Origin of the sequence: Pseudoalteromonas rubra (assembly GCF_004212645.1) — a bacterium.
Classification (GTDB): domain Bacteria; phylum Pseudomonadota; class Gammaproteobacteria; order Enterobacterales; family Alteromonadaceae; genus Pseudoalteromonas; species Pseudoalteromonas rubra_G.
On the sequence record NZ_PPUZ01000048.1, the window covers coordinates 19,475 to 36,336 of the forward strand.

15 protein-coding genes and 1 tRNA gene are annotated in these 16,862 nt (G+C 45.4%); 3 read left to right on the forward strand and 13 right to left on the reverse strand.

Features of this window, described 5'->3' with window-relative positions; genetic code table 11:
• Nucleotides 1-2: 2 nt before the first annotated feature.
• From C3B51_RS17435 to C3B51_RS17465, 7 genes are all read right to left on the reverse strand, one after another.
• Nucleotides 3-2,225, reverse strand: a complete 2,223-nt coding sequence (locus C3B51_RS17435; RefSeq protein ID WP_130245887.1) for an amino acid adenylation domain-containing protein — start codon at nucleotides 2,223-2,225, stop codon at nucleotides 3-5.
• Nucleotides 2,226-2,269: 44 nt separating this feature from the next.
• Nucleotides 2,270-3,310, reverse strand: coding sequence for a 2,3-diaminopropionate biosynthesis protein SbnB (gene sbnB / locus C3B51_RS17440; RefSeq protein WP_130245888.1), 1,041 nt, complete (start codon nucleotides 3,308-3,310; stop codon nucleotides 2,270-2,272).
• Nucleotides 3,311-3,370: 60 nt separating this feature from the next.
• Nucleotides 3,371-4,360 (reverse strand): 2,3-diaminopropionate biosynthesis protein SbnA, encoded by a 990-nt coding sequence (gene sbnA, locus C3B51_RS17445; RefSeq protein ID WP_125720931.1) that lies wholly within the window; start codon nucleotides 4,358-4,360, stop codon nucleotides 3,371-3,373.
• 54 nt (nucleotides 4,361-4,414) lie between these two features.
• On the reverse strand, nucleotides 4,415-6,847 hold the full coding sequence (locus tag C3B51_RS17450; RefSeq protein WP_130245889.1) for an ABC transporter permease: 2,433 nt from the start codon (nucleotides 6,845-6,847) through the stop codon (nucleotides 4,415-4,417).
• Nucleotides 6,844-7,557, reverse strand: coding sequence for an ABC transporter ATP-binding protein (locus C3B51_RS17455; protein ID WP_125720936.1), 714 nt, complete (start codon nucleotides 7,555-7,557; stop codon nucleotides 6,844-6,846). The genes C3B51_RS17450 and C3B51_RS17455 overlap by 4 nt, the downstream gene beginning before the upstream one ends.
• Before the next feature lie 14 nt (nucleotides 7,558-7,571).
• The gene (locus C3B51_RS17460; protein ID WP_130245890.1) at nucleotides 7,572-8,822 is read right to left on the reverse strand and encodes an HlyD family secretion protein; all 1,251 of its coding nucleotides are present in this window, start codon (nucleotides 8,820-8,822) and stop codon (nucleotides 7,572-7,574) included.
• 397 nt (nucleotides 8,823-9,219) lie between these two features.
• Nucleotides 9,220-9,489: a hypothetical protein gene (locus tag C3B51_RS17465; protein WP_130245891.1), complete on the reverse strand. Its 270-nt coding sequence runs from the start codon at nucleotides 9,487-9,489 to the stop codon at nucleotides 9,220-9,222.
• 1,080 nt (nucleotides 9,490-10,569) lie between these two features.
• Between C3B51_RS17465 and C3B51_RS17470 the strand changes: the two genes are divergently transcribed.
• Both C3B51_RS17470 and C3B51_RS17475 read left to right on the forward strand, forming a co-directional pair.
• The gene (locus tag C3B51_RS17470; protein WP_125720940.1) at nucleotides 10,570-11,310 is read left to right on the forward strand and encodes a thioesterase II family protein; all 741 of its coding nucleotides are present in this window, start codon (nucleotides 10,570-10,572) and stop codon (nucleotides 11,308-11,310) included.
• 66 nt (nucleotides 11,311-11,376) lie between these two features.
• Nucleotides 11,377-12,336 (forward strand): zinc transporter ZntB, encoded by a 960-nt coding sequence (locus tag C3B51_RS17475; protein WP_125720942.1) that lies wholly within the window; start codon nucleotides 11,377-11,379, stop codon nucleotides 12,334-12,336.
• A 35-nt stretch (nucleotides 12,337-12,371) separates the two neighbouring features.
• On the opposite strand, the gene C3B51_RS17480 is transcribed toward C3B51_RS17475, so the two are convergent.
• Nucleotides 12,372-12,446: transfer RNA gene (locus C3B51_RS17480), tRNA-Arg, on the reverse strand.
• A 221-nt stretch (nucleotides 12,447-12,667) separates the two neighbouring features.
• Here C3B51_RS17480 and C3B51_RS17485 point away from each other — a divergent pair.
• Nucleotides 12,668-12,850, forward strand: coding sequence for a helix-turn-helix domain-containing protein (locus C3B51_RS17485; protein WP_046003648.1), 183 nt, complete (start codon nucleotides 12,668-12,670; stop codon nucleotides 12,848-12,850).
• Between the two features lie 87 nt (nucleotides 12,851-12,937).
• On the opposite strand, the gene C3B51_RS17490 is transcribed toward C3B51_RS17485, so the two are convergent.
• From C3B51_RS17490 to C3B51_RS17510, 5 genes are all read right to left on the reverse strand, one after another.
• Nucleotides 12,938-13,726 (reverse strand): phosphotransferase, encoded by a 789-nt coding sequence (locus C3B51_RS17490; RefSeq protein WP_165389184.1) that lies wholly within the window; start codon nucleotides 13,724-13,726, stop codon nucleotides 12,938-12,940.
• The gene (pnuC, locus tag C3B51_RS17495; RefSeq protein WP_130245895.1) at nucleotides 13,713-14,333 is read right to left on the reverse strand and encodes a nicotinamide riboside transporter PnuC; all 621 of its coding nucleotides are present in this window, start codon (nucleotides 14,331-14,333) and stop codon (nucleotides 13,713-13,715) included. The genes C3B51_RS17490 and pnuC overlap by 14 nt, the downstream gene beginning before the upstream one ends.
• Complete coding sequence (locus C3B51_RS17500) at nucleotides 14,333-14,587, reverse strand: hypothetical protein (protein ID WP_130245893.1); 255 nt, start codon at nucleotides 14,585-14,587, stop codon at nucleotides 14,333-14,335. The genes pnuC and C3B51_RS17500 overlap by 1 nt, the downstream gene beginning before the upstream one ends.
• A gap of 29 nt (nucleotides 14,588-14,616) precedes the next feature.
• On the reverse strand, nucleotides 14,617-15,153 hold the full coding sequence (locus C3B51_RS17505) for a nuclear transport factor 2 family protein (RefSeq protein ID WP_240657450.1): 537 nt from the start codon (nucleotides 15,151-15,153) through the stop codon (nucleotides 14,617-14,619).
• A 97-nt stretch (nucleotides 15,154-15,250) separates the two neighbouring features.
• Nucleotides 15,251-16,627 (reverse strand): Gfo/Idh/MocA family protein, encoded by a 1,377-nt coding sequence (locus C3B51_RS17510; RefSeq protein WP_130245894.1) that lies wholly within the window; start codon nucleotides 16,625-16,627, stop codon nucleotides 15,251-15,253.
• Between the last annotated feature and the right edge of the window lie 235 nt (nucleotides 16,628-16,862).

Here is a 16,862-nt window from a genome sequence, read left to right on the forward strand (position 1 = left end):
GCCTAATCCATCAACTCTGAGGTCAATATCTTTTTATCAATCTTACCATTTGCATTGAGTGGCATTGTGGCTCTGTGCAGCAACTTGCTCGGGATCGAATGGCTCGGTAGTTTTCGTTGCAGTGCGCCACGTAAAGCCCGCTCATTCAGAGGTTTCTCTGAAACCGTGGAATAGACACCTATAATGTTGCTTTCAAGGCACAACACAGCAACGTCTTTAATACCATCGATGGCTGACAGCTTTTGCTCAATCTCTGTCAATTCAATCCTGACCCCCATCACTTTAACTTGCTGGTCATTTCGACCCAGATAAGCCAAGCTTCCATCCGCCAACCAGCGGCCGATATCTCCAGTTCGATACATCCTTTGTTGCAACTGAGGTTGAATTGGATCGATAATGAAAGCACGCTCAGTTTCTTCTGGCCTGTTGATATAACCACGGCCAACACAGAGCCCCGCAACACAGATTTCTCCTACGCTGCCATAAGGCAATAGCTGCTGCTCACTGCCAAGCACGTAGATACACGCATTTGCGATAGGAAAACCAATAGGGACTGACTCCAAAGAGCAGTGCTTGTCGATTTTGTAGTGCGTGATATCGTCCGATGCTTCTGTTGGACCATAAGCATTTATGACGGGTATATCTGCATAATGCTTGAACCAGCGAGCAAGTTGACCGACGGTGACACGCTCTCCTGTGACCATCAGAAACAACAAGTCATCAAAGTACTTTTGTGTTTCGCAGTCTTGCTCATCCATGAGTAAGTCCAGATATGAAGGGACGACTTCTAATACCGTCACTTGATGCTGCCTGGTGTACTCCATATATTCCGTTAGATCCCACACAACACTATCCGGATAGATCACGGTCGTTGACTGGCTGTAAAGCCCACACAGCAACTGCCAAATAGACACATCAAAACATTGTGAAGCGGTCTGGGCGATTACATCATGTGCTTGAATGTTTAAATCATTTATTTTGGCAAAGATATGGTTAATCATACCTTTGTGCTCAACCATTGCGCCTTTTGGCATGCCAGTAGTGCCAGAAGTGAATTGAATATAGGCAACGGAATCAATCGCAAAAGTTACTGCGCAATCTTGCAAAGAACAGGGAGTTTCAGAGTTTAGACTGGTGTAGGCGACCTGCTTAACTCCCCCTAGTGCATTGCCCAGTTCTTGTGGAATTAAGCCTTTGTAGACACATACCTTCGCTTCTGCCTGAGACAGCATATGTCCAATGCGTTCTACCGGATAACTTGTGTCTATTGGCACGTATATCGCGCCCAAAGACATAGTTGCTATTTTCAGAACTGCCCAATCCATGTCTCTTTGCAAGTAGCACGCAACACTGTCTCCCGTATTCACTCCTGAATCAATGAGTGCGGCCATCATGCGCTCCACGCGTACCGCTAATTCAGCAAAGGTCAAGGTCTCATCCTGGCATACCAAAGCCACTTTATTCGGGACACTTTGAGCACAATGGGATAACTGCGCAGGTAAGTTTTGAACACCAGACAGCTCAAAAGACTTAGGGTTAGTCAATTCAATAAAGGCTTGCTTACTTTGCACCGACCACATCGCTTCAGGGCGCATTTGCTCATCGATATGCAAAGCTGATTGCAGACATAATTGTGCAAAGCAACTCGCATACTGGCTTAGCTGCACTTTCGCAACCACACCGCCATTAACATGGAACACAATTTTTGCGTCTTCACCTTGCAACTCAACGGCTAAGCAGAGCGCTGCAAATGGTAAGCTACTCAACTCAGTAAGGGTGGTGCTATCCGGGCAGATAAATAGAGGTGTACCAATCCAGCTCGATTGCGCAATTTGCTCAACAGTGAATAGCGCACCTGGGATCTCAGTGGCCGTCACAAGTGCGTCGTCAACCAAATTAAATAGCTGCCTCCAGCTTTGTACCTCATACAAATCAAATTCAAGCAATACAAATGCATCTTGATTCGGTACTTTTACGAAGCTGTAGCCTTGGGAAACGTCGAACATTTGCGATGTTTGGTATATTTGCATCGCCACCATGTAATGGTAAATAGCTGAACTAGAAGATAAATCAGCCGTCGCTAGTGCATTAAAAATTGTCGGCGAAAGCATCTCACTATGACGTTCACCATAAAGATCACTATCCACCTGTTCGCCCAGTATACCTGGCACATCTTGGAAAATAATACGGTGAGTTTTTGAATTTTCTACAGAAATACTGTGCATGATGAATACTACTCCTTAATATTAATCATCAAAAATATCGATATTTACCAGCGGCTATGATCACCAAAGAAGTTGTCAACTATCGTGACCTCAGGATCACCATTTGATGCTTGCAAGACATAATTGCCCAAAGCAATATCCAGTACCCCTAAGCCAAAAGGAGAAAAAATTGTTGGCTTATTGTTGTCCAGCTCAATGCTGCCATCGATCAGATGGCCAAAATGGCCAGTAACAAACTCTTTGTTACCACTTTGCATATAAGCGAGGTGAGGAGAAGTATTCGCTTTCAAACAATGCTCAACATCATCAAAAACATTGTTTGAAGCCAAAATGATTTCTGCAGAAAAATCACGCAATGACAGGTTTATGACAATTGGGTTGTGTGCCAGCCAGGAAAGGTCGGTTATATAGGGCTTCCCGGCGGTGGTCGTCGTAATAAGTACATCTGAACTGCAAACAGCCTGCTCAAGTGTATCCATGACACTGACTTTGAGGTTGGCATCAAGTGAGTCAATATATGCACGTAATGAGTTCGCATACTCAGGGTTTAAATCAAACAACAAGAACTGGTCAACTTGCCAATCGAGCTTAACCAAGCTTTCAACCATTTTTTTAGCAATAAAGCCGTTACCAATAATGGCCACTTTTCCAGCTTCACGGGAGCCTTTTAAGAAGTGTAGGCCGGCCGCAGCACTAACCACAGTACGTGTCGCACTGATTATACTCGACTCCATAAATGCTATCGGATAGCCCGTATCACCGTCATTTAATATCAGGCTTGCAGATGCCCTTTGTAGCCCGACGTTAATGTTGTCTGGGTAGCTGGCAATCCACTTTATTCCAGATAAATTCGTCTCTCCTGCGACATGCGCCGGCAGCGCAATAATACGCCGGTTTGGCTTTTGCGGATATTGCAGAAAGTAACTATCCGGGTTAATCGTTCCGCCACTATGATGCTGCTGATAAGTACTAATAATTACCTGCTCCAACGCGGCGAAGTTACCGCTCAGGTAGCGATTGATCAGATCTGCCCCCAGTATTTTCATCGTTGCCGGTTGAGTTGCGTCGTATTTAGTTTTATCCATGTTGTCTTTTACTTTTTATCGTTATGTTGAAAGTTGTGGTTTGATGGCTTGATTTACAGGCTAAACCGCCAATGCACTGGCTACTGGTACGCTTGCTTCTGTGGTCTCCCGAACGATTGCCTTCATCCCTCTAACCCACTGATCATCATAGATAGTTGCTAAATAGTTGCTGCCAATATCCGGGGCAATAACAATCACTGTACTGCCATGTGGAATGTGAGCTGCATACTGCCTTAAACCTTGCAGAACACTGCCTGTCGAACCACCAACAAGCCAGCCTTTACTCTTAACTATTTCACGGCACATTTTGACCGTATCGACTTCTTTTACTGTTACATAATCATGTACCAACGAGGTGTTTAGGATTTTTGGCATAACGCTGCCGCCAATGCCTGGAATAAACCTTCTCTTAGATTTACCACTAAACAGGACCGATCCATCAGGGTCGACTGCGATGATTTTCGCTTTAGAGCCTTTTTCCTTAAAATACTCGCAGCAGCCCATTAATGTACCGCTACTACCTACTCCCATGAATACATAATCCGCATCAGGAAAGTCATTCAAAATGGCAGTTGCCGTTGTTTCTTTATGAGCCTGTACGTTTGCAGAGTTAGAATATTGATCAGTCCAAATTAGGTTTTCATTCTCAGCAAGCATTTGATTAATGACTTTCAGTCGGTTTTTCACAAACCCGCCATCGGCCCCTTGCTCAACCATCACGACTTTCGCACCATATGCTTGCATAATGTTTAAGTTGTGGCGGGTCACATTAGGATCAGTAACACAAGTAAAGGGGTAACCGCGCTGAGCGCAAATCATTGCAAGCGCAACTCCCAGATTTCCGGATGAGGATTCCACAATCTCTGTCTTCGAATTTATATCGCCACTTTGCTCTAAGGAATCTAACATCGCCTTGGCCACTTTAAACTTTATCGATCCTGCAAAGTTCATCCCTTCGACCTTGGCAATGACATTAACCCCAGTTAAGAAACCTTCCAAATTCAAATATAACGAGTCAAAATTAACTTCCGAGACATTATTAAAAACCATTTTATATCCTTATTTATCTTTTTTAATTGTTGATAAACACAATATTTTTATAAATCAAAGTCCACGTAGGCCAAGCGTAATAGGCTGTTTAAAAAAGTGCTTCAATGGGGTGTAACTGGCGATAATCACAAGTACGCTTATCGCGACGGTCGTCATGAAAATAGCTGGAAGATATGCAATAAGGGTTGCCGAGAAAATGTCTTCACCAAATAGATTGAAAAATGCGATACACACAATTGTACCAATCACCAAACCAGCTGAAACTACCCCTAAGTTGTCTTTAATAACCATCGCTATAATGGTTTTTTGCTTCGCACCAATAGCCATTCTTGTGCAAATTTCAACTCGTCGTATCTGAGTGCTGTAACTCAAAATGCCAAATAATCCGATGCTGGCAAGTACAATTGTTAGTAATGCCAATGCAGCAGAAGCGACTAAAGTAAAGAGTGTATTAAAGTTCGCATTAAATAAGCTTTCATCTACAGATTCATACTTAGTAAGCACAAACTGGCTATTTACCTGGCTCAATTGAGCTATCATCTGTGCTCTGTCAAAATGCTGGTTTGGCGCTAGCTTAATTAGTGCCCACATGCCGCTTCCGTTATTAGGCACATAAAATCGAGCTGGTACTTCATGTTTGTTTGGTAAGTGAAGATCTTGAACTATACCCACTATTTCTAGCGGTTTACTGCCTTCTACAGTCACTTTCTTACCTATGGCTTCTTCGTAAGACGCAGCTAGCTGTTTAGCAAATACCTGATTAACAATAACCACAGGCGCTGATTGCTCAATATCCTCTTTGCTAAACCCTCTACCCAGAAGCACAGTTTGCCCTGTTACATCAAAGTAATGTTGATCAACATTGCGGTGAAATGGAAAGTAATCTTGATTTGTCTGAACATCTTTTACTGGGAACTGATGTAAATCGTCTAAGGGCGAACGGGCAAAACTCATTGACTGAACTTCCGCAAACCCCATCAAATTATCTTGTAGGCGTTTTACATCCGGCACATAGTGCCCCCAACCTTTCCAGTCAAGCGTAGCAATGGAAAACTCCATAAACATAAGTTGCTCAGTATCAATACCTAACTGCTTATTGAGTTGCTTTTGTGAATCAATCATCAATGCCGTACTGATACAGACTAGTAAAGTTGCAACGCTGATCTGACAGCCAATAAGCAGATTGCGACTTTTTTTAGAGATTTGGGCACCAGTGCCTTTACCACTGGACTGAATAGCAGATTTAAGTTCCGAGTAGTTAATAAGTCTTGAGTTAAGCCAAGCAAAAACGAGCGCTAATACAACTGCCAGTAAAACAGCCATCAATGCGCTAAACCAGTTAAGTTGCAACTCCTCTGTTCTGGGGATCCATTCTGCACAATATTGCTTCACCAACATCAAGGTCGAAAACGCAATCAGTTGCGCAAGCAATAGAGATAAACAAACCAATACACTTGATTCTGCCAGTAGAGTATAAAAAAGGTGCTTCTTTTTCGCGCCCAGTGCAGCCGCAATAGAGAGCTTTTTCAACTGTGCAACTGTACGCGCCATCATTAGATTCGCAATATTTGTAATGGCGATCGCAACTAAGCCAAACCCGCCCGCTAGCAATAAAATAATTGTTCCGTAACTATTTTGACTTATCACTTGCTGTATTGACTCTGCGGCCAGATTTACACGAAAGTTTTGTGCGTTGCTCATACCTGTTGTTGATTGCTGGAACAGCTCATCTGCATTTAAAGAAAGCGCCATTGCGACTTGATTAGGCATTGCTTGTGGATGAGTTTTTGCCATAACCACAATCTCATTGTCTGCCAGCCCCCAGTACCCCTGGTAATCAGAGTTATTAAAATCCCAAGGCAGCCAGACTTGATTTTTCCTGCCGATTTGATAAACCTCAGGCTCCACAAAGTTTTTATCCAGCACACCCACTATTGGATGGCTTTTGCCATTGACCATAACCGACTGCTCGAGCACATTACTGTCGCCATTAAATAGCGCTTTCCACGTGGCGTAGCTAATCACAGCACCCGGCACAAAGTTATCAATACCTTCATCTTGTGAGAAAAAGCGTCCCAACACAGCTTTGGCACCAAAGATAGAGAACCACTCAGGGGTAACGTATATCGTATTTACTTTTGGTTGGTTTTGTTGTGATACCAGCACCTCTTGCCCATAGCGTGACAAGGCCATTAGCGCAACAGACTGTTCCTGGCGCGACGTTTTATACATTTCAACGGCTGCTGGATACAGGTATTTGGTAGACTGTATTTCGTTATTTTGATCTACACGCTGATAGTCCAGTTTAATAATCTGCTCTTGTTCCGGGTAGGGCAATGCCTGCCAGACAATGTAATAGGACAGGGTCAGGACTGCCAATAAGGTACCCAATGTAACACCCAGAGTCACCGTGACACTGCCTACAAAGCCGAGCCGCAAGCGGAGACTGTGAATAGCCTGAGTTAAGTAAAAGCGTTTGTTTCTCATGCCGACAGCTTCTCCTGATCTTTGCAACCAGGGACTAGCAACTTGCCATCTGACAGTATCAGCTGTCGCGTTGCCTTGTCTGCATACCTTTGATCATGAGTCACCATGAAAATAGTGGTGCCTTGCTCATTTAACTCCTTTAACAAGCTCATTACCTGGTCGCCGCTCTTAGAATCTAAGTTACCTGTCGGCTCATCAACGAGTAAGATAGCAGGAGCAGCAACAATGGCTCTGGCTATAGCAACCCGTTGCTGCTGACCACCAGAAAGCTGATTGGTACGATGAGAAGCTCGATGAGACATTTCAACCTTCTCCAGACATTCTTGCACCCTTTGCGTAATAAAAGTCTCTGTGTAAGCCTGTTCACTGTATCGCAATGGTAGCGCTACATTCTCAAAAACAGTAAGTTCATCTATCAAGTTAAACGATTGAAATACAAAACCAATTTTTTCGTTTCTAACCTCAGCGGCCTGATCCGCATTCATTTTGCTGACTTCTTTGCGCTCGATCTTGTAGCTGCCTTTGGTTGGGATATCTAACAAACCCAGAATTGATAACAGAGTAGACTTTCCGCACCCTGATGGCCCTGCGATAGAGATATAGTCGCCTTTGTAAATAGATAAGCTTATGTCGCTCAGAGCATGTGTTTCGATGTCTTCGGTTTCATAAACCTTACTGATACCTTGCAACTCGATAACCAAATCGTTCATCCTAATTCCCTGCCTTAATATATTTTTAATTCTTCATTTTGTTTGCTTGCCAGTTGCGATAAATCAGATATCACTACTTCTTGTCCTTGCTTAATGTCGCCACTGATAACAATTTTATTGCCCGCTGTGCTACCCATTCTAAATGGTGTGAGCGTCGCAATATCGCCCTGAGAGTTAAGCTTGTATAAACTCAAGGTGCTATTTTCTCTGCTGATAGTTGGGCGAGTGATGTACATGACATTTTTGAGAGTGCCCGTGATGATACTCGCGTCAACACTCTGCTGTGGCCGAACGCTCGATGGTGGCGTGTCTTCAAAGTTAATCTCTATTTCGACACTGTTGTCGGTAACCACAGGCGCAATGCGCGCCACCTTACCAGTAAATTTATCACGGCCATTGGTTAACTGGGCAACGTCACCTAGGCTCACTTTTTGAGCTTGGTTTTGTGGTATTTTGATCACTGAAATAAGTTCATTGGAACTGCCTATTAGGGCTATTTTTTGCCCCAACGATAAGCTCTGGCCCGGCTCAACTGATAAACTTTGCAAAATGCCTTCGAATTGAGCTCGAACAGTTAGCTGTTCGAAACGCCCTTTTATAGATTTGTATTCATTTTCTCTTTGAACAACTTCATCATTTGCAATACTCAGAAGTTCATCATGGGCTTCTGACAGAATTTGCTGCTTCCCTTCTAAAAACTCCAGTGTTCTTCGCTGCTGTTTTAGGTTTTCTTTCAGCTTTTCATAACTTATTTTCGAAACAATCCCTTTAGACGCGAGTAACTCCGTCGCTTCAAGCTCCATTTTGGCAAACCGTATTTTCGACTTTGCCTCGGCGACAGAATCTAGCAACTCCAGCATGGCCATCTTGTTGTTTACGCCCGTTTTTCGATAGTTTGCTTTTGCTTGCGAAAGTACCCATTCAGCATTTTCGACTTCCTGAGCAAGCTCCAGGTTTTCAAGCGAGGCAATTACCTGACCAACTTTAACTTCCTCGCCAGGTTTAACTAATACTTCTTTGACGACTGCACTTGATGGTGCAGAAATAAATCTTACAGATTCAGAACGTAAATTTCCCGAGCCCTTGACTGTTATTTCAAGATCTCCTTGCATTACCTTAGACACTAAAATATCAGCACGAGCAACACTGGCATTTTTGCTTAAAGTCAATATAAGTAAAACCAGAAAAACGGCCATGAGTGAACATGTAATCACTACTTTATTTGAAATTACTTTTTTGGGTTTGCGCTCTTTCTTAATATCCACGTTTTAAAACCTTAACTCTAATGTCCTGTTAACTTCGCCCAAAAACAGACTGTCATGTCCTATAATCAAAAAGCCCACTGCAATGCTCAAATATGCTTATACTTCATATATGCATCATTGTTGAAGGAAAAATCTACTTACTAGACAAGTCTTTGATTGTGGTCAAAGTTGCTTAAAAAAACTGTTCTAAAAAAAACTTTGCAGCACTCTTGGCAATCTCTTCCTTAATATTAGTTAAACCACTATGACTAGATGTTTGCTTGATGATATACGTTATTTCTCAATCAACACTTTGAGCCTCACTCATGATAAAAACAATTGAGAAATTACCCGCTCCATTGCTTGTGCAAAGTTGTCGATGTTTTTGAGGCATGCAACATTGCTATTGCACCTTTCATCAGGTTGTTCCACGGACATAAATGGCGCCATTGTGAGCAAGGACTTCAAAGGGGTCTGTGTGCCAAACCTCACGTTGAGCCGACACCATATCAACACGACCTGCCGACACAGAGCACGCACCGAAATGGCACTTGGTATTTAAGTTTGTGACGTGATTTCGCTTAAAAGCAGCAACCTCCAGACTCAGCAGAGTTAGCGCCATCAAGCGCATGTCCAGTAGGTTCGCAGCGCTGAGCGTAATAGACAGGTGGTTTATTAGTGCTTTCAAGTAATTAATTAGGCTTGGGTGCTTTGCAGTGCCTACACTCTGATCACGGTGAGCAACAAATTCGCTGACTACCACTGTGGTAAAATTCAACGTTTGTCACCAAACACACCTACAACGAAAACTGCTGGCATTCCTTAATCCTTCAATATTCCACTCATATACCTTGTTGCAAGATCAAATCATGCTTCCGTTGGGCATATGCAACATGATCAAACTAAAATACAAGCTGATATGAATATTCTCATACTCACATATTTGCTCATATCGTCTCCTGCACCCGGTGCAGTTACTGGTCTAGACAGACCTGAGTTTGGGGGCCTAAATTGGGAAGATTTTCGGTAGTTCGTGCAACAGCGATTGATTCTGAGAGTTGAATAATTTCACAGTCTAATTCCTTTTGAGCATTCCCCATTAAAAAGCAACTTTTTGCTTCATTTATATTGCCGGGAAATAAACTATTTTTAATGCACACTTTTGAATTTCACCCTGCTTGCACATACCTTTGTGGCGAGGGTTAAATGGCACACGTAGCACTTAATATTTAAAAAGCCAACATTTTTTAACACAACCAAGGCTAATGTTCAAATCTTTTCTACCCTAGTTACAGAGCAAACACACTGTAATTTAATCGCCTCATGACAAACTGAGCAGCCCTATTTTTGCAATATAATCAATAATCAATAATCAACAGGCTAATATATAGTAATCAGAAGCTAAAACAGACAGCTGGCAGCTCGCCCGGTCGAGTCGCCAGCCAGGCTCGCCTACGCAGGGAGAAAAAATAGCAGCATTTGTTGATGCATATTGTGAGTCATGCTGTATCGAATCAACTTACAAGGGACTGACTGAAAAGTTGAAATATAAAATGATTTCAAGAAAGACAGTGCAAAGTATGCACATAACATTTTGCTGTATCATCCGCTTGATACTGTTAAGAGTCAATAAAGGCCGCTTGGTCCTTGCAATCCTTTTACACAATGGAAAAGCGCCGCAAACACATGAATATTTTCTAAATGAAATGACCAGACGGAATGTCGTCTGATAGGATATGGCTGCGTTTTAAATAAAAGATATAACAACATGAACAACAAGCTTTTTGTAATACCTAAACCGAATCCCAATGCTAAACTCAGACTATTCTGTTTTCCTTATGCTGGCGGCTCTCCGGCCATTTTTATGCCCTGGAGTGGCGAACTTCACCCCGAAGTAGAGCTGGTGCTGTTGCAGTTCCCGGGCCGCGGCGCGCGTATGGGTGAACCTGCACACATTGAAATGCAGCATAAAGTGGATGAATTATTAGCTCATCAGGCGTTTCTGACGGAGAAACCCTATGTGCTGATGGGCCACAGCCTGGGTAGCCGGGTTATTTTTGAGGTCACTAAACACCTGGTCGAGCAAAATGCGCCGCTGCCACTTCACCTTATCGCATCAGGAAGCCGTGCCCCACATACAGGCTCAAGCAAAGCACAGACCTATCATTTACCTCATGATGCTTTTATTGAGGAACTCTATAAACTCAACGGCACACCCAAGGAGCTGCTGGAACATAAAGAGCTAATGGAACTGCTGCTGCCCTTGCTCAGAGCCGACTTTCAAATTGCCGAATGCTATCAGGCCCAGGCAACCGCGCTGCCATGCCCTATTACGGTATTCCATGGCCATGATGATATTGACATCAGTGCCGAGCAGCTGCACGGCTGGCAGGATTTGAGTGAGCACAAAATTGACATTCATTATTTCAATGGCGGGCATTTCTTTATCAACCAGTGCCGCGATGAAGTGCTGCACACAGTCAATCAGGTGCTTGGCAAAATAGTATAATACTGATTGCCAAAACCCCTAAGTTGACCAATTATAAACACACAGGTTTATGTGTAGGTAATTAAAATGGAAGGCTTACTTCATGCGCTCGTGCTCGATGGTCAGGGCGGCGCAACCCAGGTTACAGACTTAACACAGGCGCTCAAAGATGAGGCGCCTGTGTGGCTGCACTTTGACTACACCAGCGAAGCGGTACAACGCTTTCTCAGCCAGCTGGAGTTTTTGCAAGAGTGGGAATGGCAAGCCCTGCTTGCCGAAGAAACCCGCCCTCGTGTGACTCGCGCCAATCACGGGTTGCTGCTGTTTTTACGCGGCGTCAACCTCAACCCCAGACAAAACCCTGAAGACATGGTCTCGGTGCGCTGTTTTGTCAGTAAAAACGTGTTGATCACCTGCCGCAAGCGCGTGCTAATCTCTATTGAAGATCTGCGCAACGCGCTGTTGGATGGCAACGGAGTAACGACCATCAGTGATCTGATCTGTGCGCTGATTGATCGCCTCACCCATCGTATGCAAGACACCCTATGGCAGGTCGAAGAGCAACTGGATGACTTTGAAGAGCAGTTGGACAAAGAAGAGAGTCAGCCTGATTATCATCAAATAACCTTGCTGCGACGTCAGGTGATCTCCTTAAAACGCTACATTAAGCCTCAACGCCAGGCTATTTATGATTTGATTGATACTAAGGTAAGCTGGCTGAGCCTTGAGCAGCGCCGCTTGCTCGGTGAAGCAAATAACACCCTGAGCCGCTATATCGAGGAGCTTGAGGCCAGCATAGAGCGCGCACAGGTGCTACAGCAAAGTATTGCCAACCAGCTGAATGAGCAGCTCAACCAGCGCATGTACATTATGTCGGTGGTCGCAGCCCTGTTTTTGCCGCTGGGATTTTTAACGGGCCTGCTGGGCGTCAACATTGGTGGTATTCCGGGCACAGAGAATCCCTGGTCATTCAGTATCTTTGTGATTGCTTTGGTGGTATTAACGGTTGCCGTTGCTGTGCTGTTTAAACGTCGAAAATGGATATAACAGGTAAGTCTAAAGGTGTGGTGCATGAGGTAAAATGGCGCTCTCGCTAGGGATCGAACCTAGAACTTGGCCTCCGGAGGGCCACGTGATATCCATTTCACCACGAGAGCAACATCTTAGTGCTGCCAATAATAATCATATCCTGTGGCAAATACCAGTCATTGTTGTCTATATGCTTAATTTATGGCCTAAAACTCGAAAAAAGACTTCACACAGAGCGAAATTCGCGATATTTAACTATGCTTAGAACAATAACAATAATGACGACCTGCAGATGCGCGGAAAATTGGTCTTCCCGTATCGGCATGACATCATCTGAGAGGACCGTATTATGACTCTAATGACCACTGAACAAGTTGCTGAATTTTTAGATGTTAAAGTGGAGCGTGTCAGACGACTGGCACGTGAGAACCTGCTGGTTGCCAAACAGCAGGATGATCAGGGTGAACCCATTTTTGATAAAGACGACGTTGAAAAATACAAAGAGCTGGCGCAACGTTTGGGAGGTATTTAACAAGCGACTGGCCATTTCCCCCTTGTTTCGTCATCAAATTAGTTTAATGCCCGAATAACGCTCGGGCCTTTAAACTGCACGAAGCAACTAACTTTGCCACACCACGAGCTGGGCCTGTAAGGGGCCTACGTATTCTTGTAAATGTCGTTGCTGATACCAGGCAATGCACAACCACAGATAGGCCCGCACATAACAGCTGAGCTTATCTAGGGCATAGTCCGGACATGGCTGGTTTGCCTGTCGATAATAGCGCTTTAGCATGTGCTCTGCCTCACCGACGGACAGTGAAAAAGACACGCCCAAAGCCGCCAGATCAAAATATCGGTCGTTGTATTGGGCATACTCAAAGTCGATAAACACCGGCCCCTGTGGCGTGGCCAGTATATTGTCCTTAACCAGATCGTTGTGGCAAAAACAGATATCGGCCTCAAACTGAGCCAGCTGCTGATCTAACAATGCAAGCTGTGGTGCGCAGTCCAGTACCCGACCTGCTTCCAGGAGCGCGCCAGATAAATCGAGCTGGTCAATTTGGGGCAGTTCAAAGCCATGTAACGTGTGCAGCTGCGCTAGCAATTGATCGTTCAAAGAGATGACCTCATCGCTCTCGATTACAAACTCAAATAACGCCAGCCGGGTCTTTGTATCAAAGCCAACCACAGGCTGCGCGACGCCAAACTTAGCCAGCTGTGACTGCGCTTCCAGTGCCAGAGTCGGTAGCGCACTGCTATAGTGTTTGAGTAAATACCCTTGCTGGGCCTGCTCAAGGTAGTAATTTTTGTTACTTAGCCCTTTGTTGAGCGGACACAGCGTACGAATTGTCAGATAGGGAAAAGCGTGTTTGATCAACTCCCTCAGCGGCGCATCACAAAGCGGCAAGGGGTTTGCCCTCTTTTTGTTGATACACTTCGTACCAGCGCACATAACCCCAGCAGACCATGACGGTATAAAAGCCGAATAAAACCAGGGTTGGGTAATAGCCTTTGAGGTAGTAGAGGTACATAGAGGCAGCATCGATCACTATCCAGTACAACCAGTTTTCAAGCACTTTACGGGCTACCAGATAGGTGGTCACCACGGCAAAGCATGTTGTCAGGCTATCCAAGTAGGCCAATTCAGCATGGGTGTAGTTGTCCATCACATAGCCGATGACCAGCGCCACCATTAAGGTGCTCAGAATGATGATGCTATGTCGCCAGAGCGACCAGGAGGCAATCGCCAGTGAAGTATCTTGTCTGCCGCTGCGCCACATCCACCACCCCACTACAGCCATAAACATGTAGTAGAAGTTCAGTAAGGACTCCATCAGCAATGCACCATTCCAGTACATTACCGTGTAGATAAAGGTACTGGCAAAAGCCGCTGGCCAGCACCAGGAGTTCTCCCTGATCGCCAGTAACAAATACGCTGCGGATAAAATCACGGCCAGGTATTCCCACACCGACATCGCGGTAAACCCGGCCAGGGTTTCAATGAGCCACTGCATCATGACTGAGGCGACAGATCGCCACTGATGAACTTGCAAACAAATACGATTTTACCGAACTGCTCAAACGAGCGCTTCATTTCTGCCGATAAGGTGCTCATCAACAGCTCATACTCACCAAAGACTTGAGTAGACATGATATTGGTCAGTACTTTGAGCTGTGGGTGCTGATTGAGGCGCTCAATAAAGTCTTTAATAAAAGGAATATAGTCAGAATGTAATGGATATTTGCTGATCTCAACAGAGAGTTGCATCTCAGTGTCCTCGCCAGAGTAATAAAAGATTAGTTCGCAGTATGATTTAAATTGCGACCACCGTCGGTTAATGATCGGGGCCAATAATTGATCCAGTCCTGCTGATAGGTGATCTTGTTATCAGCGTTAAAGTGTAACACGGTTGTGAAGCGCCAGGGGCCCATTTCTCGCCCTTCATACTCAAAGCGGACGTAAGTGCCACGGATCACCGCACGGCGTTGTTGCTCATCGAGGATCACCTCGCTGAGTGTAAAGGTTTGCTCACCGTCCAGGATTTGCACGTTTCCCGCTGACCAGTTAAAAAACTCGGCCAGTGCCTGCTTGTTTTCTACGGCAAAGCCATAGTGCATGTCTTCCAGCTGCACCTCGTCGGCGTAAAAAGATAAGAATTGCTCGAAGTCTCGACGTGCCTGATAAGTGCTAATGTAGTCGCTGAGCGTTTGCTTGAGCGCACCAGGCGCTTGCGGTGACTGATGGGCCTGTTGTGTTACACCACAGCCAGCCATCGCTGCCGTGACCAGTAACACAAGACACACTGTGAGTTGTGTGATGATTGTTGCGCGCAAACCTACCTCCGGGTATGAGTGTCAATCTGAAACGGGCCCTGCATAAGGGCCTGTCGATTGTATCATACCTAACCGGGATGATCTGTGCCGACGCTCGCTAGGCGCCAACTATCCCCAGGGGTTGTGCACTTTGCCAGGCTCCACGGGTAAAGTCCGGAATAGTGACCGACTCGCTGCGGTTAGCGACCGAAAATGCAGATAAGGGCGAGATCACCGACCAGGCCGCGCCATCATACACATCCTGATCCAAAGGCTCGCCATTGCGCAGACAATAAATCATCCGCCAGAACATTAAGAAGTCCATGCCACCATGACCACCGTTGCGCTCAGCTTCGGCCCCCATTTTCAACCATAAGGGGTGGTCATACTTGGCATACCAGGCACTCATATCCTCATCCCACTCATGAAACGATTTGGTGCCCCCCTGCTCCAGCGCAATGCGATTCGGGAACCCGGCAAATACGCCGTTGGTGCCCTGGATTAAATTATGTCGGGAGTAAGGGCGCGGTGTCGTCGTATCATGCTGGATCATGATAGAGCGGCCTTTAACCGTTTTTACCAAAGTAGTATTCATATCCCCGGCCACATATTGCCACTGGTTGCGCTGATGGTCCGGCGCAAACTCACGCGCAGCATAAGCAGCGCGGCCCAGTGCCGGCGAGCTCATAGACGTCAGATAATCAAACCTATCGCCCCGGTTGATATTCATATACTGAGAAACCGGGCCTAAACCATGAGTGGGATAGAGATTGCCATTGCGTTTAGTGTGCCACTCAGTGCGCCAGGAGCCGGTTTTATGCTCCAGCTCTTTCATCTGCCAGCGCAGCTCGTGAATATAGGCGGCTTCGCCGTGTAACAGCTCACCAAACAGGCCCTGTCGCACCATATTCAGCACCATCAACTCGTCGCGACCATAGTTGACGTTTTCCATCATCATACAGTTTTTCTGGGTCCGCTCGGCGGTATCAACCAACTGCCACATCTCTTCAACCGTCAGGGCGAGTGGCACCTCAACAAAGGCATGCTTGCCACTTTCCATGGTATCCACAGCCATTGGGGCATGCCAGCGCCACGGGGTTGAAATGATAACGATGTCAATATCGTCCCGGGCAAGCATTTCACGGTACGCAAATTCAGAGCCCTGATACAGCGCAGGCGCCTTCACTCCGCGCTCGGTGAGATAATTGGCTGAACGCTGTAACACTTCATCATGTGTGTCACACAAGGCAACAATCTCGGCCCCGTCGATGTGACTCATGCGTTTAACATGGCCATAGCCCCGCTGACCTACGCCAATAAATCCAACACGCACCACGTCCATTTTAGGCGCTATCAGTCCAATGACTGATTTACCCTGGCGCTCTGGTACATGTTGCAATGGATCGGTCTTGCTCTGCGCACACCCGGAGACCACGCCTGCGGCCGCCGCAACCCCGGCAGCTTTAAGGAAATCCCGGCGATTTAGATTTGTCATTATTATTATCCTCGAAGATACTTCTCCTGCACGCTAACGGATTGTACACAGGGTTGCAAAAGCATTGCGACAAATAGATGTTTAATCGGTACAAAATGAATGCTAATACCAATTTGCTTAATTAAGTGTTCTATTTTGAGGCAAGAAAATAGGGTCGATAACGAGGCAAAAGTTTGCGAACTCATACCTTAGGTAAAGGTTCTAAATGAGAAACTTTTAACACTGTTAGCGTCAT

Bases quoted from the DNA above. Each gene is read 5' to 3' on its own strand.
- C3B51_RS17435 (WP_130245887.1), bottom strand. From the start codon at position 2,225: ATGCACAGTATTTCTGTAGAAAATTCAAAAACTCACCGTATTATTTTC.
- sbnB (WP_130245888.1), bottom strand. From the start codon at position 3,310: ATGGATAAAACTAAATACGACGCAACTCAACCGGCAACGATGAAAATA.
- sbnA (WP_125720931.1), bottom strand. From the start codon at position 4,360: ATGGTTTTTAATAATGTCTCGGAAGTTAATTTTGACTCGTTATATTTG.
- C3B51_RS17450 (WP_130245889.1), bottom strand. From the start codon at position 6,847: ATGAGAAACAAACGCTTTTACTTAACTCAGGCTATTCACAGTCTCCGC.
- C3B51_RS17455 (WP_125720936.1), bottom strand. From the start codon at position 7,557: ATGAACGATTTGGTTATCGAGTTGCAAGGTATCAGTAAGGTTTATGAA.
- C3B51_RS17470 (WP_125720940.1), top strand. From the start codon at position 10,570: ATGAACAACAAGCTTTTTGTAATACCTAAACCGAATCCCAATGCTAAA.
- C3B51_RS17475 (WP_125720942.1), top strand. From the start codon at position 11,377: ATGGAAGGCTTACTTCATGCGCTCGTGCTCGATGGTCAGGGCGGCGCA.
- C3B51_RS17485 (WP_046003648.1), top strand. From the start codon at position 12,668: ATGACTCTAATGACCACTGAACAAGTTGCTGAATTTTTAGATGTTAAA.
- pnuC (WP_130245895.1), bottom strand. From the start codon at position 14,333: ATGCAGTGGCTCATTGAAACCCTGGCCGGGTTTACCGCGATGTCGGTG.
- C3B51_RS17500 (WP_130245893.1), bottom strand. From the start codon at position 14,587: ATGCAACTCTCTGTTGAGATCAGCAAATATCCATTACATTCTGACTAT.
- C3B51_RS17510 (WP_130245894.1), bottom strand. From the start codon at position 16,627: ATGACAAATCTAAATCGCCGGGATTTCCTTAAAGCTGCCGGGGTTGCG.